The sequence below is a fragment of the Oceanisphaera profunda genome (assembly GCF_002157895.1).
Taxonomy (GTDB): Bacteria; Pseudomonadota; Gammaproteobacteria; order Enterobacterales; family Aeromonadaceae; genus Oceanimonas; species Oceanimonas profunda.
The window spans coordinates 2,684,289-2,705,224 of record NZ_CP021377.1; the positions used below are offsets into that span (position 1 = coordinate 2,684,289).

At 49.5% G+C, this 20,936-nt stretch carries 18 protein-coding genes and 1 pseudogene; 10 read left to right on the plus strand and 9 right to left on the minus strand.

The features are described from left to right. Positions 1-370: 370 nt before the first annotated feature. From fusA to CBP31_RS11870, 3 genes are all read left to right on the plus strand, one after another. Entirely contained in the window at positions 371-2,464 is a 2,094-nt protein-coding gene (fusA, locus tag CBP31_RS11865; RefSeq protein WP_087037533.1) for an elongation factor G, read from the plus strand. 167 nt (positions 2,465-2,631) lie between these two features. Then, positions 2,632-2,793 carry a hypothetical protein gene (locus CBP31_RS15610; protein ID WP_161492518.1) on the plus strand — a complete coding sequence of 54 codons (162 nt, stop codon included), beginning with the start codon at positions 2,632-2,634 and terminating at the stop codon, positions 2,791-2,793. 173 nt (positions 2,794-2,966) lie between these two features. After that, the gene (locus CBP31_RS11870; RefSeq protein ID WP_087037535.1) at positions 2,967-4,424 is read left to right on the plus strand and encodes a catalase; all 1,458 of its coding nucleotides are present in this window, start codon (positions 2,967-2,969) and stop codon (positions 4,422-4,424) included. A gap of 98 nt (positions 4,425-4,522) precedes the next feature. Here the strand turns inward: CBP31_RS11870 and CBP31_RS11875 are convergent, their stop codons facing one another. The 4 genes from CBP31_RS11875 to xseB form a co-directional block, all read right to left on the minus strand. Continuing rightward, complete coding sequence (locus tag CBP31_RS11875) at positions 4,523-5,182, minus strand: class I SAM-dependent methyltransferase (protein WP_087037537.1); 660 nt, start codon at positions 5,180-5,182, stop codon at positions 4,523-4,525. A gap of 552 nt (positions 5,183-5,734) precedes the next feature. Further along, entirely contained in the window at positions 5,735-7,633 is a 1,899-nt protein-coding gene (gene dxs / locus CBP31_RS11880) for a 1-deoxy-D-xylulose-5-phosphate synthase (protein WP_087037539.1), read from the minus strand. Positions 7,634-7,654: 21 nt separating this feature from the next. After that, positions 7,655-8,581 (minus strand): (2E,6E)-farnesyl diphosphate synthase, encoded by a 927-nt coding sequence (gene ispA / locus CBP31_RS11885; RefSeq protein ID WP_087037541.1) that lies wholly within the window; start codon positions 8,579-8,581, stop codon positions 7,655-7,657. Between the two features lies 1 nt (position 8,582). After that, the gene (gene xseB / locus CBP31_RS11890; protein ID WP_161492519.1) at positions 8,583-8,828 is read right to left on the minus strand and encodes an exodeoxyribonuclease VII small subunit; all 246 of its coding nucleotides are present in this window, start codon (positions 8,826-8,828) and stop codon (positions 8,583-8,585) included. Between the two features lie 236 nt (positions 8,829-9,064). On the opposite strand from xseB, the gene pomA reads away from it, so the two are divergent. The 3 genes and pseudogenes from pomA to thiI all read left to right on the plus strand — a co-directional run bounded on the left by pomA (position 9,065) and on the right by thiI (position 12,419). After that, entirely contained in the window at positions 9,065-9,820 is a 756-nt protein-coding gene (pomA, locus tag CBP31_RS11895; RefSeq protein ID WP_087037545.1) for a flagellar motor protein PomA, read from the plus strand. Further along, positions 9,820-10,713, plus strand: coding sequence for a flagellar motor protein MotB (locus tag CBP31_RS11900; RefSeq protein ID WP_087037548.1), 894 nt, complete (start codon positions 9,820-9,822; stop codon positions 10,711-10,713). The genes pomA and CBP31_RS11900 overlap by 1 nt, the downstream gene beginning before the upstream one ends. Before the next feature lie 255 nt (positions 10,714-10,968). Continuing rightward, positions 10,969-12,419: pseudogene (thiI, locus tag CBP31_RS11905) on the plus strand (tRNA uracil 4-sulfurtransferase ThiI). Between the two features lie 268 nt (positions 12,420-12,687). Here the strand turns inward: thiI and CBP31_RS11910 are convergent. Further along, positions 12,688-13,584 (minus strand): ketopantoate reductase family protein, encoded by an 897-nt coding sequence (locus CBP31_RS11910; RefSeq protein WP_087037549.1) that lies wholly within the window; start codon positions 13,582-13,584, stop codon positions 12,688-12,690. A 129-nt stretch (positions 13,585-13,713) separates the two neighbouring features. Between CBP31_RS11910 and CBP31_RS11915 the strand changes: the two genes are divergently transcribed. After that, the gene (locus tag CBP31_RS11915) at positions 13,714-14,196 is read left to right on the plus strand and encodes a YajQ family cyclic di-GMP-binding protein (RefSeq protein ID WP_087037551.1); all 483 of its coding nucleotides are present in this window, start codon (positions 13,714-13,716) and stop codon (positions 14,194-14,196) included. 133 nt (positions 14,197-14,329) lie between these two features. Here the strand turns inward: CBP31_RS11915 and CBP31_RS11920 are convergent, their stop codons facing one another. Genes CBP31_RS11920 through CBP31_RS11935 form a run of 4 tightly spaced genes read right to left on the minus strand, consistent with a single transcriptional unit; the run spans position 14,330 to position 18,081 of the window. Continuing rightward, entirely contained in the window at positions 14,330-15,718 is a 1,389-nt protein-coding gene (locus CBP31_RS11920) for an AmpG family muropeptide MFS transporter (RefSeq protein WP_087037553.1), read from the minus strand. Between the two features lie 3 nt (positions 15,719-15,721). Beyond that, positions 15,722-16,348, minus strand: a complete 627-nt coding sequence (locus CBP31_RS11925) for a peptidylprolyl isomerase (RefSeq protein WP_087037555.1) — start codon at positions 16,346-16,348, stop codon at positions 15,722-15,724. Continuing rightward, the gene (locus CBP31_RS11930; protein WP_087037557.1) at positions 16,348-16,926 is read right to left on the minus strand and encodes a YajG family lipoprotein; all 579 of its coding nucleotides are present in this window, start codon (positions 16,924-16,926) and stop codon (positions 16,348-16,350) included. The genes CBP31_RS11925 and CBP31_RS11930 overlap by 1 nt, the downstream gene beginning before the upstream one ends. Positions 16,927-16,935: 9 nt before the next feature. Beyond that, entirely contained in the window at positions 16,936-18,081 is a 1,146-nt protein-coding gene (locus CBP31_RS11935; RefSeq protein ID WP_087037559.1) for a methyltransferase, read from the minus strand. 56 nt (positions 18,082-18,137) lie between these two features. On the opposite strand from CBP31_RS11935, the gene CBP31_RS11940 reads away from it, so the two are divergent. The 3 genes from CBP31_RS11940 to CBP31_RS11950 all read left to right on the plus strand — a co-directional run bounded on the left by CBP31_RS11940 (position 18,138) and on the right by CBP31_RS11950 (position 20,935). After that, complete coding sequence (locus tag CBP31_RS11940) at positions 18,138-18,836, plus strand: alpha-ketoglutarate-dependent dioxygenase AlkB family protein (RefSeq protein ID WP_087037561.1); 699 nt, start codon at positions 18,138-18,140, stop codon at positions 18,834-18,836. Between the two features lie 92 nt (positions 18,837-18,928). Then, the gene (locus tag CBP31_RS11945) at positions 18,929-19,246 is read left to right on the plus strand and encodes a BolA family protein (protein WP_087037563.1); all 318 of its coding nucleotides are present in this window, start codon (positions 18,929-18,931) and stop codon (positions 19,244-19,246) included. 345 nt (positions 19,247-19,591) lie between these two features. After that, positions 19,592-20,935: a Na(+)-translocating NADH-quinone reductase subunit A gene (locus CBP31_RS11950; RefSeq protein ID WP_087037565.1), complete on the plus strand. Its 1,344-nt coding sequence runs from the start codon at positions 19,592-19,594 to the stop codon at positions 20,933-20,935. The last annotated feature ends 1 nt before the right edge of the window (position 20,936 follow it).

Genomic DNA, 20,936 nt, shown 5'->3' on the forward strand with positions numbered 1-20,936 from the left:
TCGCGCATTAGGCCGCAGGCGTAAATCTAAAAACCATCCTGCTTCGCAGGCCCCGCGAACAAGTTGCGGGCTACAAGGACATGTGGAAGTATTAGTCCGTATAACCCGCATTGTTGACGCTGATAGCTATGTTTCCACACACTCTATTTAGAGGCCTATTTTCGCCAAAAAGCGTACTCAACTAGGTATATAGCCTTTTGATTCCTATACATTTGTGGTGAGATCGCTTAAAAATCGTGCGTTATCTTGTCTTCTCATTTGCGCACCGTTAGCTTTTCATTCATAATATGCGACCTAAAAACTGTGTCGGTGTGTCAGTGAATTTTGGATGCTCCGTCTACTTCTTAAACTCATCATTTAAAGTTGAATCATGACCGAATTATCCAAATACAGAAACATTGGTATTTTCGCACACGTTGATGCGGGTAAAACCACCACTACTGAGCGTATCCTCAAACTTACTGGCCGTATTCACAAAGCGGGTGAAACCCACGATGGCGAATCCACCACTGACTTCATGGACCAAGAAGCTGAGCGCGGAATTACCATCCAGTCTGCAGCTGTTAGTTGCTTCTGGAAAGATCACCGTTTTAACGTTATCGATACTCCAGGACACGTTGACTTCACCGTTGAAGTTTACCGTTCACTGAAAGTATTGGACGGCGGCATCGGTGTATTCTGTGGTTCAGGCGGTGTTGAGCCTCAGTCAGAAACTAACTGGCGTTATGCGAACGACTCAGAAGTAGCGCGTATTATCTTCGTAAACAAGTTAGACCGCGTTGGTGCTGACTTCTTGCGTGTAGTACAGCAGACTCGTGACGTGTTGGCTGCAAACCCAATCATCATGGTGTTGCCAATTGGTCGTGAAGACGAGTTTAAGGGTGTGGTAGACCTGCTGACTCGTAAAGCTTACATCTGGGACAACTCTGGTGATCCAGAAGCTTACACAGTCGAAGACGTGCCAGCCGACATGGTTGACGAAGTTGAAGAATACCGCGAAATGCTGGTAGAAAGCGCCGTTGAACAAGACGACGACTTGATGGAAGCCTACATGGAAGGTACTGAGCCTTCTATCGACGAGCTGAAGCGTTGTATCCGTAAGGGTACTCGTACTATGGCCTTGTTCCCTACTTACTGTGGTTCTGCCTTTAAAAACAAAGGTATGCAGCTGATTTTGGACGCAGTAGTAGATTACCTGCCTAACCCATTAGAAGTTGATCCACAGCCGTTGACCGACGAAGAAGGCGTTGAAACTGGCGAATTCGCTATCGTTGACCCTAGTCTGCCTTTGAAAGCGTTGGCCTTTAAAGTGATGGATGACCGTTTCGGTGCCCTGACCTTCGTACGTCTGTACACCGGTCGTCTGAAGAAGGGTGACACCATCCTGAACAGCTTCACCGGTAAAACTGAACGTGTTGGCCGCATGGTTGAAATGCATGCTGATGAGCGTAAAGAACTGGACTCTGCACAAGCCGGTGACATCATCGCTATCGTAGGCATGAAGAACGTACAAACTGGTCACACTCTGTGTGATCCTAAGCACCCTTGTACTCTGGAAGCCATGGTGTTCCCTGAGCCAGTTATCTCTATCGCAGTAGCGCCTAAAGATAAGAACGGTTCTGAGAAAATGGGTGTGGCTATCGGTAAAATGATTGCTGAAGATCCTACTTTCCGCGTAGAAACTGACATTGATTCAGGCGAAACCATTCTGAAAGGCATGGGCGAATTGCACCTGGACATCAAAGTTGACATCTTGAAGCGTACCTACGGCGTTGAGCTGGTTGTTGGTGAGCCACAGGTTGCTTACCGCGAAACCATTACTGCTGAAGTTGAAGACAGCTACACGCACAAGAAGCAGTCTGGTGGTTCAGGTCAGTACGGTAAAATTGACTATAAGATCCGTCCTGGTGAGCAGAACACTGGCTTCGTGTTTAAGTCTTCTGTAGTGGGCGGTAACGTTCCTAAAGAATTCTGGCCTGCAATCGAGAAAGGTTTCGGCAGCATGATGAACACAGGTACCATCGCTGGTTTCCCTGTGTTGGACGTTGAATTCGACCTGATCGATGGTGCTTTCCACGCGGTTGACTCCTCAGCCATTGCGTTTGAAATCGCTGCTAAAGGCGCGTTCCGTCAGTCTATCGCTAAAGCTAAGCCACAGTTGCTTGAGCCGGTGATGAAAGTTGACGTGTTCACTCCTGAAGATCACGTAGGTGACGTTATTGGTGACTTGAACCGTCGTCGCGGCATGATCAAAGATCAAGCTGCTGGTGTGACCGGTGTGCGCATCAAGGCAGACGTACCTCTGTCTGAAATGTTTGGCTACATTGGTCACCTGCGTACTATGACTTCTGGTCGTGGTCAGTTCTCTATGGAGTTCTCACACTACGCAGCTTGCCCGAACAACATCTCTGAAAAGGTTGTTGCTCAGGTTGCCGAGCGTAAAGCGGCTGAAGCCAAGAAATAAACTCGCTTAAGATTTAGGTCTAAAGTTAAAACCGCTGCCTCGGCAGCGGTTTTTTTATGCCTGAAAAACAATATTAGCGTCATACATTTTGACTAATCTGTGATGGAGCGGGTCACGGTAACGGCAGCTTTAAGATAAGCTCAGTTGAGCCTGTAAGAGGAGAGGAGATGAATAAGGCGGTTATATTCGGCGCCTGCATGGCCTTGCTAGGATTGGCGGGCTTTATATCTGTGTTGGCGGGTGGTACCAGTGCGCCGCTTATTCAGATGCCTGTTGAAGCCTTACAAGGGGCGCATTTTTCTTTGCTTGGGGTTTGGGTTTGCCCATAGGCTTAAGCTACTTATTAACTGTGCTGTGCGCGGTGGCCGTGCTTTGGCTGGGATTTACCATAGGCTATAAATTGTGGAGCTGGGTATTCAAACACCACTAATGGGTGCTTAAAGAGCGAAATCCATCACCGTATATTCCCCGAATAGCATATTTATTAACGAGGAAAGGTTTCATGACGGATAAAAAGAAGTTAACCACTAACGCTGGCTGCCCCGTGGCCGACAACCAAAACGTGATGACGGCGGGTCCCCGTGGGCCACAGTTATTACAAGATGTCTGGTTTTTAGAAAAGCTGGCTCATTTTGATCGGGAGGTAATCCCAGAGCGACGTATGCACGCCAAAGGCTCCGGCGCCTATGGCACTTTTACCGTCACCCATGATATTACCAAATACACTAAGGCCAAGATATTCTCAGAAGTGGGTAAACAAACGCCATTGTTGGCTCGCTTTTCTACCGTGGCCGGTGAGCGCGGTGCCGCCGATGCAGAGCGGGATATTCGTGGTTTCTCCTTAAAGTTTTATACCGAACAAGGTAACTGGGACTTAGTAGGCAATAACACACCGGTATTTTTTCTGCGCGACCCACTGAAATTCCCAGATCTTAATCACGCGGTAAAGCGCGATCCGCGTACTAATTTGCGCAGCGCTAAAAATAACTGGGACTTTTGGACCTCGCTGCCCGAAGCACTCCATCAAGTGACCATCGTCATGAGTGACCGTGGCATTCCCGCCAGTTATCGCCATATGCATGGTTTTGGCAGTCATACCTTTAGCTTTATTAACGATAATAATGAGCGTTATTGGGTGAAGTTTCACTTTAGATGCGAGCAGGGCATTAAGAACCTGACGGACGCCGAAGCTGAGGCCTTGATTGGTAAAGACCGTGAAAGCCATCAAGCTGATTTGTATAACAGCCTAGAGAATGGCGACTTCCCTAAGTGGACACTCTTGGTACAAGTGATGCCAGAGCTTGAGGCCGAAAGCGTGCCTTATCACCCTTTTGATTTAACAAAGGTGTGGCCGCATAAAGATTACCCGCTGCATGAAGTGGGCGTATTTGAGCTGAACAAAAACCCCGATAACTATTTTGCCGAAATAGAGCAGGCAGCGTTTAACCCCGCCAACATAGTGCCAGGCATCAGCTTCTCACCGGATAAAATGCTGCAAGGGCGTTTGTTCTCTTATGGTGACGCCCAGCGTTATCGTTTAGGGGTGAACCATCAGCAAATTCCCGTAAATGCGCCGCGTTGCCCAGTGCACAGCTATCACAGAGACGGTGCCATGCGCGTAGACGGTAATCACGGCAGCACACTGGCTTATGAGCCGAACAGTTATGGTGAATGGCAAGAGCAGCCGGACTTTAGTGAGCCGCCGCTGGCGCTCTCAGGTGCAGCGGGTCATTGGGATCATCGAGAAGACACGGATTATTACTCACAACCCGGTGCTTTATTTCGTTTGATGACGCCTGCTCAGCAACAGGTATTGTTTGATAATACGGCGCGATCTATTAATGATGCTCCACGCGAGATTAAGATCCGCCATATTGGCCATTGCTTAAAAGCCGACGCAGCTTACGGTGCGGGCATTGCTCATGCATTAAGCATTTCATTGAGCGATGTGCCTCACTAACCCCTGCTTGATTAGAGCTAATTGAAATTAATGAACGGCTAGGATTAAAAAAAGGCGCGGTGAAATACACAGCGCCTTTTTTATGCGTTAGCAAACACTTACTGAGTGCGCGAGAACTTCATGATATGACCTTTAAAGGGCTGCTCTAAATAGTCGGTGTGCAACGGCTTAATGTGACGGCTATTAAAGCCAAATTTAAGCATCTTATTACTAATTTTATTTCTTCTGCCGCGACCCGGATCCACTAAGATCACCTTACAGTCGGGGCTGGCATGACGATCAATAAAGCGCGCTAATAAAGGCACATGTTGGTCTTCGTATAATAAATCGCTGCCAATAATTAAGTCAAAATGGCCGAGCTTACTCTGCTCATCATTCCAGTCTACGCGCTCAAAGTTGATGGCTTTATTGTTATTAAGTAGGGTGTTTCTATCGAGGAAGTACTCTACTTTAGGGTGGTAGTCGGTAGCAGTAATATTCGCATGACGTTGATTAAGCACTATGCTCGATAAGCCAATGCCACACCCTACCTCTAAGATACGTTTATCTTTAATGTCGTAATCTAACATATGGTTGGCTAGCACTAAGCTTGAGGGCCAGACCACCCCAAATAAAGGCCAAGAGGTATCGCAAATACCTAATGCTTCGGCTTCGCCTTTAGGGTCACTAAATTGTTGATTGTCGCGGAGCGTACACAAGTGAATGTCTTTATGGCCAATCTCAATGGTTTGATAACGAACGCGCACGGGCGTAGTCATAATAACTCCCTAAATGAAAAATAGCAGTCACAAGCAGAGGAGAATAAACGTGAGGATCTGTACATGAATTATGTAAATTAGCGACATATTAACACATTTAGCGGCATTTTTCTGGATCTTGAGTTCTTGGCGAACAGGGTGGCTGGTAACAAAATAGTTAAGTGGCTAGGTAGCTAGCTGATGGGCGGCGAGCTACAAGAAGCATCGGGTGTTGTAGGCGAACACTTGTTCTCGCATTAGGCCGCAGGCGTAAATCTTAAAACCATCCTGCTTCGCAGGCCCCGCGAACAAGTTGCGGGCTACAAGAGACGATTTTTTGTAGGTGGCAATTTATTCGCCACGGTTTTGTTTTGGTTTTGAGATTTAAACCCCAATCCAGCTACGCTGGCCCGCCGAATAAATTGGCGGCTACAAGACACGTCTTTTGTAGGTGGAATGTTGTAGGTAAAGAGTATGAGGCACGGTTTTGGTTTTGAGATTTAACCCCCATCTTACGAGAGACAGGCTTGGCATAGCCAAGGCGTACTGTAACGCCTTGGCGGTTTTTATTATCTAGCGGGCTTGGTACTCGTTAATTGAGGTCAGCATACCTTCGGCGTTTAAGCCTAATTTAGCCAGTATTTGTTGCTGACTACCTTGCTCGATAAAATAATCGGGCAAACCTAAGTTTAAGACAGGCACCAATTTCTTATGACGCATTAGGCATTCATTTACCGCCGAACCTGCACCGCCCATAATGGCGTTCTCTTCTATGGTGACCAGCAAGTCATGCTTATCCAACAGCGATAACAGCAAGGTTTCATCGAGCGGCTTCACAAAGCGCATATCGACTAAGGTGGCGTCTAGCTGCTCGGCGGCGAGTTCGGCCTCGGCGAGCAAGGTGCCAAAGTTAAGCAGGGCTATGCCTTTGCTCTCACTCTTTCCTTCACTCTTACCTTGATTGGCTTGGCGAATAATACGACCTTTACCTATCTCAAGTGCCGTCATTGGTTGTTGGATATCCACACCCGGACCTGTGCCACGCGGGTAACGTACCGCCGCTGGGCCCAGATGTTGGTAGCCGGTGTAGAGCATTTGTCGACACTCGTTTTCATCACTGGGCGTCATGATCACCATATTTGGAATGGTGCGCATAAAGCTTAAATCGTAGGCGCCCTGATGGGTCGGCCCATCGGCACCCACTATGCCGGCGCGGTCGATGGCAAACAAGACGTCTAAGTTTTGCAGCGCCACATCGTGAATTAATTGGTCGTAACCGCGCTGTAAAAAGGTCGAGTAAATAGCGACTACCGGTTTTTTGCCCTCGATGGCCATGCCAGCTGCAAGTGTTACCGCATGCTGTTCGGCAATGGCCACATCAAAGTAACGCTGAGGGTATTCTTTTGAATAACGCACCAAGCCTGAGCCTTCACGCATAGCCGGTGTAATGGCCATCAGCTTAGGGCAGGTGCTTGCCATATCACACAGCCAATCACCGAATATTTTCGAGTAGCTGGGGCTGGTGGCCACCGCCTTAGGCAAGAAATCTTGGGCGGGATCAAACTTAGGTACGCCATGATAACCAATTGGGTCTTGTTCGGCGGGTAAGTAGCCTTTGCCCTTGCGCGTCATGATATGTAAAAACTGCGGACCTTTGAGCTTGCGCATATTGCGCAGCGTTTCTACGAGGGTCGTAATATCGTGACCGTCGATGGGGCCTACGTAATTAAAACCAAATTCTTCAAATAAGGTACCGGGGATCACCATGCCTTTGAGGTGTTCTTCGGTGCGCTTGGCCAGCGCTTTAAGTGGGGGCAATATTTCCAATGCTTTTTTGCCGCCCTCACGCAGTGTGCTGTACAAAGAGCCGGACATAATGCGCGCTAAATGATTATTGAGCGCGCCGACGTTTTCAGAAATCGACATCTCGTTATCATTTAAAATAACCAGCATATCTTTATGAATATCACCCGCGTGATTAAGCGCCTCAAACGCCATACCAGCGGTAATGGCACCATCGCCAATAATGGCGGCCACTTTACGACCTTGCTGTTCTTGATCGGCGGCAATGGCCATGCCGAGGGCGGCACTAATGCTGGTGCTGGAGTGGCCGACACTTAAGGTGTCGTACTCACTTTCTTCGCGCCACGGAAACGGATGCAAGCCTTGGAGCTGGCGAATACTGGGCAAACGCTCCCGGCGTCCGGTGAGAATTTTATGGGGGTAGGCCTGATGGCCCACATCCCACACCAAACGATCAAAGGGCGTGTTATAGACATAGTGCAAGGCGACGGTGAGCTCCACCACGCCCAGACCAGAGGCCAGATGGCCACTGCTGCTGCTTACCGAGTGTAATAGGTAAGATCGTAACTCCGCGCACAAGGCGGGCAGTCGGTCTTGGGGTAGGCTGCGTAGCTCATCGGGCAAGTTCGCCAAGGCCAAGAGCGGATAATCGGCAATATTCAGACTCATAAGCTTATTGTTGTCCTCACTCTAAAAATCGCGGTTCACGATATAGTGAGCGAATGCTTCCAGTGTTTGAGTAGGGTAGGGGATATCAGCCAGTGACGCCAAGGCTTGGTCCAATAACTGCTCGGCAAGATTGCGCGCACCTTCTAGGCCCAATAGGGCAGGATAGGTACTTTTTTGCTGCAGCACATCTTTACCTTGAGTTTTACCTAGGGTTACGGTGTCGGCGGTAATATCCAAAATATCGTCTTGTACTTGAAAAGCGAGCCCAATGGCCTGTGCATACTCGCTGAGAGCACTCAAATGTGCCTCTTGCATATCTGTCACACAGAGCGCGCCTAAGCGAACGGCGCAACGTATCAAGGCGCCGGTTTTATGACGATGCAATTGCTCCAGCGCCGCGCGGTTAATGGCTTGGCCTTCATATTGTATATCAAGGGCTTGGCCGCCACACATGCCATGATAGCCAGCAGCCACGGCGAGCTCTTGGACCATGCGTAATTGACGCTCGGCAGTTAAGCCCAAATTAGCTTGGCTGAGCAACTCAAACGCCAAGGATTGCAGGGCGTCACCGGCTAAAATGGCGGTGGCCTCATCAAAGGCAATATGTACGGTTGGCTTACCACGGCGCAAATCATCATTGTCCATGGCCGGTAAGTCGTCATGGATCAAAGAGTAAGCATGAATGCATTCCACGGCCGCCGCCGCCGCATCCAGAGCCGCATGATTGGGTTCTGGCAACGAGCTTGGCTGACTTAATACATCGCCTTGAGCTAATAAATCACCACTGGCATACACCAACAAAGGGCGCACGCGCTTACCGCCTTGCAGTAAACCGTACTCCATGGCGGCTTTAAGCTCAGGCGCGAGTGGCCCGAGCTTAGCTATTGCTTGGCTGAGCACGGCGGCGGTGCGCGCTTGATACTGCTCTTGCAGTTGGCTCGTTGCCACCTTACTGCGCCTCTGGGAGGTTAGCAAAAGGGGTGAGCTGCTCGGTATCTTGCTGCAATAAGATTTGTACTTGCTGCTCGGCTTGGCTCAAACGCTGTTGACCTGCGCGCACAAGCTGTACGCCTCGCTCAAACGATTTTAGCGATTGTTCCAAACTCAGATCACCTTCTTCTAGCTGATTGACCAGACTTTCCAGTTCTGCGAGGGCGCTTTCAAAATCCATGTTTTCAGGTTTTTTAGTAGCCACGGGCATCCTCAGTGATTAAACGGCAAAATAAGGGGCAATAGTACCATTGCCGTTCGGCTTTTGGCGAAAATTATAGATAAGTGTCGGTTGAGCCACGATAAACGCTTAAATAAGGTGCCCAGCTGCCGATAACACCAATGGCGACAAAACGGTGCGTAACAAGGTAAGATTGACACCTATTTTTTCAGTCAACATTATGACTTTATTATTTTTTAATCAGCCATGAGGGCCTTGCTTTGGATTTAGCAACGATTATCGGATTAATCGGTGGATTAGCCTTTGTGGGCATGGCCATGATCCTAGGGGGCAGCCTAGGCATGTATGCGGATGTGCCGTCGTTTTTTATTGTGTTCGTCGGCTCCTTGTTCGTGGTGATGATGAAGTTTAATTTGGGGCAGTTTCTAGGGGCGGCTAAAGTCGCGGCTAAAGCTTTTCTGTTTAAGCTAGAAAAACCAGAAGACTTGATTGAGCGGGTAGTAGTGCTGGCCGACTCGGCCCGTAAAGGCGGCTTTTTAGCATTGGAAGAGGCAGAGATTACCAATCCCTTCTTACAAAAAGCCGTGGATATGCTGGTGGATGGCCACGAGCAAAACGTGGTGAAACAAGCACTGGAAAAAGACATCGACCTCAACGCCGAACGCCAAGAGCAAGGCGCAAAAATATTTCGCTCGCTGGGTGATGTGGCACCGGCCATGGGCATGATTGGCACCCTGATTGGCTTGGTGGCCATGTTGGCTAACATGGACGACCCTAAAGCCATTGGTCCGGCGATGGCCATTGCTTTGCTCACTACCTTATACGGCGCCATGTTGGCCAACATGCTAGCACTGCCCATTGCCGACAAGCTCGAACTGCGCTCAGAAGAAGAGCGCTTGAACCGCACGCTTATTTTAGATGCGGTATTAGGCATACAAGATGGCCAAAACCCTCGTGTATTGCAGGGGTTGCTAGAAAACTATTTGGCCGATAATAAGCGGACGAAGGAGGAATAGTGGCCAAAAAGTGTAAAAAGGCCGCCGCCGGAGCCCCCGCTTGGATGGCGACCTTTGCGGATTTAGCGACTATATTGATGAGCTTTTTCGTGCTGTTGCTCGCCTTTGCTGAAATGGACGTGGTGAAGTTCAAGCAAGTCGCGGGCAGCATGAAGTACGCGTTTGGGGTGCAAAACCAGTTAGAAGTAGCAGAAATCCCTAAGGGGACTTCGGTGATCGCACTGGAGTTTCGCCCCGGCCAACCCCAGCCCACCCCCATTGATGTGATCATGCAGCACACCACAGACTCCACTCAAGCAGAGCTGGACTTTCAGCCTGGTGAGTCTGACAGTGCCGCGGGCCAAAGCCGTGAAACCGGTAATCAAGATGGTTCGGAGCAACTGGACTCGCCGCAAGTGGATCAACAAACTATGGTACTGGCCCAAGAGCTGGCCGCAGAGCTTAGTGAATCTATAGAACAAGACGCCATTGAAATAGAAGCGCTGGGGCAGCAGGTGGTGATCCGCATTAAAGAAAATGCTTCTTTTTCTTCAGGATCGGCGTTTTTGCAGCCGCAGTTTTGGCCTGTGGTGCGAAAAATTGGCGGTTTAATCAAAGATATTCCCGGTGAAATTTTAGTGTCTGGTCACACGGATGATATTCGCAGCAGTAATGAACTATTTCGCTCTAACTGGGAATTGTCTTCCCAGCGTGCGCTGGCGGTGGCCGATCAGTTGCTGAAAGTGGACGGCTTTAACGAAGAGCGCATGGTGGTGATGGGCATGGCGGGTACACGACCTTTAGCGGAAAATGACACCGGCGAAAACCGCCGCCGCAATCGCCGCGTAGAGATTACTATTTCTCAAGGTAAGCCTAAGTTTACACCGCCAATGGATTTATCCGCGCCGCGTTAACAAGACGGTAAGGCGTGAGGGGTAAAGAGTGAGGAGTAGTGACCATAACGCCAAGCTCGACACCAGATAGTGCTGGATAAACAGTGGCGAATAAATTGGCGCTCTCAAAAGCCGCGAGTCTCGCATCACCACTTTGGTACTTTTTTGCACAAAATCTCGTCAGAAGTATGTATAATGTCGGGCTTTTGTTTTATGTACTTCTTTATTTTTGTTGTTTTATCTGTCTTTTTATCCAGTGCTAGGCGCGTCGAATTTATGAAATTTATTATCAAGCTTCATCCAGAAATCACCATCAAGAGTCGTTCGGTGCGCCAGCGCATGTGCAAATTGTTACAAGGCAACATTCGTAATGTGGTTAAACACCTGGATGAAAACGTCAAAATTCGCTCGGAATGGGACAAGTTGATTGTGCGCAGTCAGCTTGATGAGCATCGCCAAGCCATGATTGATATTTTGGCGTGTGTGCCCGGCATACAGTCCTTTTTAGAAGTACAAGAGCATACCGTTACCACACTCGATGAGATTTTAACTCACGCCGAACTGGCGTTTGGTAGCTTGCTGGAAGGCAAAACCTTTTGTGTGCGCGCAAAACGTCGCGGTCAGCAAGTCTTTAGCTCGCTAGACGTAGAGCGTTATGTGGGCGGCGGCTTAAACCAGCGCTGTAATACCGCTGGTGTGAAATTGAAAAATCCAGACATTCAAGTGAATCTTGAGCTGGAAGGCGAGCGTTTGTACTTAGTCAATCAGCAATACGCAGGCTTAGGCGGTTATCCCATCGCCACTCAAGAAAGCGTGCTTAGCCTGATATCAGGCGGTTATGACTCGGGTGTGTCTTCGTATCAATTTATTAAGCGCGGCAGCCGCGTGCATTACTGCTTCTTTAACCTCGGCGGCCCTGAGCATGAAGCGGGCGTGCGCGAGGTGACTTACTACCTGTGGAAAAAGTATGGCTCCTCGCACCGGGTGAAGTTTATTTCGGTGCCCTTTGAGGGGGTGGTTGGTGAGATCCTAGAAAAAGTCGAAAACGGTTATATGGGCGTGATCCTCAAGCGCATGATGATGCGTGCTGGAGCAGTCGTGGCAGAAAAGCTGGCCATTAATGCGCTGGTTACCGGTGAGGCCATGGGCCAAGTATCCAGCCAAACCGTGACCAACTTAAATGTGATTGACCGAGTCACCGATATGTTGATCATGCGCCCGTTAGTGGCCTCTGATAAGCAAGATATTATCAATATCGCGCGCCAGATTGGTACTGCCTCTTATGCTGAAAAGATGCCTGAATATTGCGGCGTTATTTCTAATAGCCCCACCATTAAAGCCAAACTGGGCCGGGTAACCGAGGCTGAAAATAACTTTGATTTTAGTGTGCTTGAGAACGCCATTGACGCCGCCTTCGTGGAAGATATACGCGAACTTGAGCATAAACGAGTGCTGCCCGAGGTGGAGTTTACCGCCAGTGTGGGTGATGGCGAGCCTAATGAAGTGATCTTAGATATTCGCCCCCAGAAGAAGAAGAAGCGGCCCCATTAAGCGTGGTTGGCCGTGAAATAAAGGTGATACCTTTCTTTAAGCTCTCGACTCAGTTTAGTGAGTTAGACGCCAGCAAAACCTATCTCTTATATTGTGATCGCGGCGTAATGAGCCGTTTGCAGGCCATTCACTTAAAAGAGCAAGGCTTTGATAATGTGAAGGTGTATAAGCCCTAACACAAAGCTGTAAGCGGTAAGTGAAAAAATGCCCCAGCATACTGCACGAATGTAGTCGCGTGCTTTAGCCGCGAAAACCTGCGCCGCAGGTTCTGATGCAGCAAAGTTCTTGCTTTGCGATGTCTACCCTGCTAACCCTATACGGCTTATAAAGACATCGAAAACAAAAACGCCATCCTTAATCGGATGGCGTTTTTTATGGTCACTGCACAGTGTTAAGGATTAATTAAGCATTAAAATTAACCATTCAACATTGCCGTTTACGGCCTTACGCTTCGCGGCGTTTGATCTCGTCATACAACTGCTGGCTTACCGGTACCGGTATGCCGTCTGCGTGCTTGAGAATAAATCCCGTAATGTAATCAATTTCAGTTTTACGGCCATTGGCTAAATCTTGCTGCATTGAAGAGTAGTTAATGGCCGTTTCTTCGATCACTTGCTGCAAGCGGCGACGAAATGCGTCTTTAGACTCGGCGTCACTGCCGTTTAAGCGGGCTATCACTTGATAAACTTCGTCGGTCAGTTGCTCCAGCACATCATGGAATCTGGGCTCAACTAATTGACCATTGCTAATATTGTTATAAGCGGTGAGTGGATTGATAACCGCATTCACGGCCAGCTTATGGCGTTGGTGCAAGGCTATATCGTCACTCCATTCACAATGGCCTAAAGATGCAGCTAAAGGCTTAAGCAAATGGGTCCATTCTTTACCGGCTTCATTTAAGGCGCCTAACCAAGTCTCGCCTTTGCCCGTATGGCGTACTAGCCAGTCTTGCTCTTTCATGGCGCCGTGGCTACAAACGCCTACTAGTAAGGGGTTATCAGGCATTAACTCTTTAACTTGCTCGGTTAAGCCCATGCCATTGTTAAATAAAATAATCGGGGTGCTTTTAGGTAAATGCTGCAGCTCTTTAAGGGCGCCGAGCACATGATAAGCTTTGGTGAACACCATTAAGCATTCTACTTTGCGTGCGTGTTCAGGAAAGCGAGGTTGGCTTTGAATAAGCTGATGGCGGCCACTAAGTGTAATTAAATCCAAATTTGGATGAAAGTGACCCCGATGACGCTCAGAAAGCATAAAGCCAACTCGTTCACCTTTTTGGTGGAGTTGGCCCGCGATAACACAGCCTAGAGCCCCGGCTCCAAGAATGGTCCATTCCGTCATCACTCTATTCCCTAAATTTTGTTATTATGCGTGTATGTAGTTAATCATATACGTTAGCTGTGAAATTTCATTGTTGCCAGTGTATTTTTTTATCGCTGTCGATTAATAAAACCGTTTAAAGGAGCCAGCATGCCGTCTTTTGATGTTGTGTCTGAAGTAGAGATGAATGAAGTACGTAATGCGGTCGAGAATGCCAACCGCGAATTGGAAACCCGTTTTGACTTTCGTGGTGTTGAAGCCAACTTTGAGCTGAAAGATGAGAAGGTAAAACTGAGTGCTGACGCTGAGTTTCAGTTACAACAGATGCGAGACATACTGCGGGGAGCCTTGATTAAGCGAGGCATAGATACCAAGGTATTGGATCCGGGAAGCATAGTGCGCTCAGGTAAACGCCATATTCAGGAAATGGGGTTCAAACAAGGTATCGAGACGGCGCTTGCTAAGACGCTGGTCAAGCAGATCAAGGACAGTAAAATTAAGGTGCAGGCGTCTATTCAGGGTGAGCAGCTACGTATCACTGGCAAAAAGCGTGATGATCTACAGCAAGTCATGGCGTTACTGCGCGGCTCAGAACAAGAGCAACCGCTGCAGTTTAATAACTTTCGCGATTAATCTTTGAGCGTGAAGAGTGAAGGATAAAAGGGAAAGATAAATCCAAAACATGCAACTAGCCCGTCATAAAAAATACCAGCTTTTGGCTGGTATTTTTTTATTTAAAATTCAACATTCACAATTCAGCATTTTATTAGCTGGGCGCTTGGTGCTCGGCGCTCGGCACCGCCTTATCCACCCGCCAGATCAGCCACAGCACCGGCAGGCCAATCACGGCGGTGGCGATAAAGAAGGGTGCGTAACCAAAGGCATCCACGGCCACACCGGAAAAACCGGCCAAAAATTTAGGGAACAACATCATAATGGAGCTGAACAGCGCATACTGAGTGGCAGAAAACGCCACATTAGTCAGGCTAGACAAATAAGTAATAAAAGCCGCGGTGGCAATACCAGCACTGAGGTTATCCAGCGAGATAATCACCGTTAACAGCTGCACATTCGGGCCAAATTGAGTCATTAGCGCAAACATTAAGTTAGTGGTGGCTGCTAACACGGCGCCCAACATCAGAATGCGTGTAGTGCCAAAGCGGCTGACTAATACCCCACCCAAAGCCGCCCCCACCAGCGTCATGATGACGCCATACACTTTAGTTACGGTGGCAATTTGTGATTTGCTAAAGCCCATGTCCACGTAAAACGGATTAGCCATCACCCCCATCACCACATCGGATATCCGATAGCAGGCAATCAGCGCCAAAATAATTAGCGCTTGCTTACCAAAGCGGGTAAAGAAGTCGAGAAAGGGCGCCACCAAAGCGCTGTACATAAACGACAATGCACTAGCGGCGCGCGGTGAACGGCCCGCCGCAATTAATTGCTCACGATGCAAAGCTTGGCTGCTGGCTTGGTTGCGCAAGTCCACATCTGGCTCATGTAATAACAGGCAGGTGAGCACGCCCACTAGCATAAAGCCGGCCATGCACAGATACGCGGTTTGCCAGCCCAGAGGATCATAGCCTAAGTCAGAGCCTGCCCATGCGGCCATGGCTAAAGCGCCGGCGCCGGCCATGATCATGCCTAAGCGATAACCCATCATATAAGCGGCGGCCAGTGCGCCTTGTAAGCGCACCGGTGCTGCTTCTATGCGATAGGCATCAATCACAATATCTTGGGTTGCCGATGCTAAAGCCACGCTCAAGGCAAACAGCGCTAACTGCACCAGCTGAGTTTGCGGATCTGAATAGGCCATGCCCGCCAATGCGACCATAATAATAAGCTGTGACAGCAGCATCCAGCTACGTCGGCGGCCCATCAGGCGCGCCAGAAGGGGCAGTCGAAACCGGTCCACCAAGGGCGCCCACAGCACTTTTATGCCGTACGCCAAGGCCACCCAGCTAAAAAAGCCAATGCTAGTACGGCTCACACCGGCTTCGCGTAACCAAAATGACAGCGTGCCAAACACCAGCAGTATCGGTAAGCCGGAAGAAAAGCCCAGTGCCAACAAGGTCAGCACGCGCCGCTCGGTATAAAGCGCGAGTTGCTGAGCCCAGCTGGGTTTGGTGTCGCTGTTAATTGGCGTCATCGTTTACTTTTTGACTACTGTTGCAACAGGTGCGGTGGCATAAGCCTGAGCGGTCTTGCTACCAGAGTCTGCGGCGTCTGGGTCTAAACGGCGCACGCTTTGCAGTATGATATCTTGCTTAGGCACATCGCGGGCCCGCATGGTTAAGTTCATGCCGGTGGGCACCTTGGCCATCTTCTCTAACACTTCTTCGCCCAAGGTTAGCTGACCAAACACCGTATAACCGGCGGCGCGGCCGCCATTAAGGGAGTGGTTATCGTTAAAGTTGATGTAGAACTGGCGAGTCGCACTATTAGGATCTTGGGTGCGCGCCATGGCAATGCTGCCGGTGACGTTTTTCAGGCCGTTGTTCGACTCATTCACCACAGGACTGTAGGTTGGGAGCGGCTGATAATTGGTATCAAAGCCGCCGCCTTGCACCATAAAGCCTGGGATCAAGCGGTGAAAAATACTGCCTTCATAGCTGCCATCATCCACGTAGCGTAAAAAATTGGCTACGGTGGCCGGAGCGGCCGCTTCGTTTAACTCCACCTGCATGGTGCCCATATTGGTGACTAATTCGACCTTGGGGCCGGCCCATGCCGAGGTAGCTGCCAGCAAGCTGGCAGCAAATAACATTACCGATTTCATTATTGAGCTCCAATAAATTGCTGCACGTCACGATCGTTTAGCATGTCTTTGAGCATTAAACTCAATTGTTCGTTAACGGCGTCTTTCACTTTATCTAGCTCTGGGTGCAAGCGACCCGGAAACTCGGCTTGGGCACTGCGACGATACTGCTTAGTAATGGTGCGACCATCACGCTTTAACACCAGTTTCATGCGCAACTGCTGCACCACGTCATAGCTGATGTGACCGCGGATCACGCGGGCCAATACTTCTTCCAATTCCAGCTGGATTTGGGTTGGAGAGCCTTGTTCAATAAAGGCGCCTTGGTTGCTAAAACCTTGGGCGAGGGCTTGCTCCATTTGCACTTTAATGTTGTTACTGGCGCCCACCACTACAGGTGCTTTATTATTTTGCTCAATCTGAATGATGTAGTCATTCTTACGCTTATCTTGGCTGCTTAAGCTGACCGCTTGGCCGCGATATACGCCGCCTTGAGCATCAACGGTGGGCTGCACATCCACGGCAACCGGATAATAGCTGGCACAGGCCGTGAGGCTGAGCGCCAATACGCCGGTCATTAACCATTTAATCGCTTTCATAATGAGTCCTTAACTAGGTTGAATGGCTTTGAGAATAACGAATTTAGGATTAGATGCCACCACAGTCTGGTTGCCAAATAACCGGATCAGTTTGTGATGGTAATCAAGATGGCGATTGCCCACCACCCATAGCTCGCCGCCGGAGCGTAGTACGCGCTTGGCATCCACAAACATTTCCCAGGCAATATGGTCGGTAATGGCCTGCTGCTGGTGAAATGGCGGATTACATAAAATAATATCGATACTGTCGGAAGCCACGCCATCGAGACAGTTATTGACCGAAAAATGCGCACGAGTCAGTGCTTGAGGTAAATTATGCTGCACATTATGGCGGGCACTGGCGATGGCCATGTAAGACTCATCGGTAAAGGTCACCTCGGCTTGTGGGTTTTGTACTAATGCCATTAAACCCAAGACACCATTGCCGCAACCTAAGTCGACAATATGACCGCTTTGCTCTTTCGGCAGATGCTCTAAGAACAGGCGCGCGGCAATATCTAAGCTGCTGCGGGCGAACACGTTGGCGTGGTTATACAGGGTAAAGTCGGTGCCATCTAAGGGCCAGGCTAATGGCTGGGGCAGGGCGGCGGCCTTAAGTTTAGGATCTGGAGTGCAAAATATCAGCCGCGCTTTCTTCCAGGCTAAACTGGTTTTAGTGGGGCCTAAATAGCGCTCAAACAAAGCCAAGGTAGAGCTGCGCACCTCTTTTGCCTTGCCCGCCGCGATGACGCGGGTTTGTGGGCTGACAATTTGGCTCAATTGAGCCAGTTGATATTCGAGCATGGCATTGTTTTTCGGTAATTTAATCAACACCACTTGCGGCGCGTCATCTTCTGAGGGCCAAGACGCCAGGCTAGACAGGGTTTGCCAGGTTTCTGGCAACTGGTTGTCATGGGCGTTTGCGGTGCAGGCCAACTCACTAATGCGCGAGTCGGTCAGGCTATAAGGCTGATAGTTATGCAGTGCCAAGGTTAGGGCACCAAAGCCGTCATTTAAAATCAATACCCGAGTGCTGGCATCCAGCTCAAGGGCGGCGAGCTCGTTGATCAAATATTCATCCGCCGCTTCCCAGGCTTGAAGCTTGTCTTGGGCTTTACGAGGGTAACGGAGTAACGACAGCTCGCCACCCCCAGGGAGGGGAAAATGATGATTCATACAAATTAGGCCCAAAGGAAAAAAATCATTTTAACAGTTAACAGAGGAAAAGCAGCATGCCGCTATTCATCGAGTCCGCCAAAGGGGAAAATATTGAGCCTGCAACCGAGGTAAACACTATCACGCCTGCTGGGTTGCCATTAGCGCACGGGCGGCTATTATGGTGGCCGAATGCCTTTGCTGTAGAAGCGGATACTTGGTTTACCCAGCTCAAAAAAAGCGAAATTTCGTGGCAACAACATACGCTGCGCATGTTTGGGCGTGAGCTTAATGAGCCCAGGCTGTCTTGTTGGATGAGCGAGTTGCCTTATCGCTATTCGGGAAAAACTCGAAAGCCCGTCCCTTGGCATCCTGTGGTGCGAGAGATCTGCCAGCGGGTGAGCGATATTTGCGAGCAGCCCTTTAATGGCGTGCTGCTTAATTGGTATCGTGACGGTCAAGACAGCATGGGCTGGCATGCAGACGATGAGCCTGAGCTAGGTATCAATCCCACGGTTGCGTCGGTGAGCTTAGGTGCTACGCGACGCTTTAAGCTTAGGCATAACTTAAGGCCCGAACTACGGCATGAGTTAAGGCCCGAGCTAAGACCCAAAGCAGACGGTCATAGTGCAGCACCAAGAGAACTGCTATTAAATCATGGTAGTTTGCTGGTGATGGCAGGCGAAATGCAGCATCATTGGCAGCACGCTTTACCGAAAATGGCTGCCTGTTCAACGCCGCGCATCAATTTAACATTTCGCTGGCTGGTAGAATAACTGCCCGCGCCTGAAAATATTTGTCACCTGACTTGAAAGTCGGCGTTGGCCAGTACGGTCTTAACTTGTTGACACTCATCTGGGAGTTAATCATGTCGATACAAGCTCAAATTGAGCAAAAAGTGCAAGCGGCCTTAGCGCCTGAGCACCTAGAAGTGATTAATGAAAGTTATATGCACCGCGTGCTACCCGGCTCAGAAACCCATTTTAAAGTGATCGTCGTCAGCGCGCAGTTTAGCGATAAACGCCTATTGGCTCGCCATCGCATGCTCAACCAACTGCTCGCCGATGAGCTGAATGAAGGCGTACATGCCTTGGCATTGCACACTCTCACTCCCGCCGAATGGCAAGCGCGGGAAGCCGTTCCTCAGAGCCCGCCTTGTCGCGGACAAGGAGGCGTATCGAACTAGCTCAACGTCGCCCTATTGACGAGTACTACCATTAGTGAGTGTCCACTCACCTTGTAAAAGCCAATCATCAGTCCATGCACCGCTTGTAATTATCAGATTTTGTCGCTTGGCCGTATAAGCCGTAACGCTTTATGCAAAGAGACACTAAATGTTGGTAATTGCCATGGCAGCCAGTGTGTGAAAAATGCTAACATTATGCGCCCTTAATTTCGGGCTGGATGTTACCGGACTGTGGTCAGGCTGTTGATGACATGATAGTGGACAGACCGGTAGCGACTCATCAGCATGTTGTCATGTCTGACATGGCAAGTACCTGTCTTCCTCTAACAAGTAGTGCAAGTGAGTATGATTACAATAAAAAAAGGACTGGACCTCCCGATTACCGGGGCACCAGAGCAAGTAATCTACGATGGTCCTGCCATCAAGCGAGTTGCAACGCTGGGTGAAGAGTTTGTGGGCATGCGCCCTACCATGTACGTCAAGGTAGAGGATCGTGTTAAAAAAGGTCAGATTATCTTCGAAGATAAGAAGAATCCTGGCGTTAAATTCACAGCTCCCGCCGCCGGCACCGTGGTTGAAATTAACCGTGGCGCTAAGCGTGTACTGCAATCTGTAGTGATTGCCGTTGATGACAGTGAAGATCAGATTACGTTTTCAAAATATGCTTCAGCAGAACTCGCCACATTAGAACGCGATACCGTTCGCGAACAGCTCGTTGAGTCGGGTATGTGGACAGCACTGCGTACTCGCCCGTTCAGCAAAGTACCCGCTGTGGGCACAGTGCCGAGCTCTATTTTCGTGACCGCCATGGATACCAATCCATTAAGCGCCAATGCTGAACTGATCATCAAAGAAAATGCGCAAGCCTTTACTGATGGTCTATTAGTATTAAGCCGCTTAACTGATGGCCAAGTTAACGTCTGTAAAGGCGAAGGCAATCTACCCCAAGCACAAGCCGCTAGTATCAAAGAGCATGTGTTCACGGGTGTGCACCCTGCCGGCTTACCAGGCACGCACATTCACCATATTGACCCTATCGTACCGGGCAAAGTGGTGTGGGCTATCAACTACCAAGATGTGATTGCCGTTGGCAAATTGTTCACTACAGGTGAGTTGTTTACCGATCGCGTGATTGCCTTGGCAGGCCCCGTGGTGCAAAAGCCTCGCTTGTTGCGTACCCGCATCGGTGCTTCATTAGAAACACTGACCGCAGGCGAGCTGCAAGAAGGTGAAAACCGCGTTATTTCCGGCTCTGTGCTCTACGGTACTGCCGCGAATGGTCCTCATGCTTACTTGGGTCGTTACCATCTGCAGGTGTCAGTCATTGCCGAAGGCCGTGAAAAAGAACTGTTTGGCTGGTTAGCGCCAGGTGCCAACAAGTTCTCCGTCACTCGTGCTTACTTGAGTCACCTGACGAAAGGCAAGCTGTTTGACCTGACCACCACTACTAACGGTTCAGCGCGAGCCATGGTGCCAATCGGTAACTACGAGCGCATTATGCCGCTGGATATTTTACCGACCGTGTTGCTGCGTGATTTATTGTCTAACGACACCGACGGTGCCATCACCTTAGGCTGCTTAGAGTTGGATGAAGAAGATCTGGCGCTCTGTACCTATGTGTGTCCAGGCAAATACGATTATGGACTCGCGCTGCGCAAGTGTCTGACCACAATTGAGCTAGAGGGTTAAG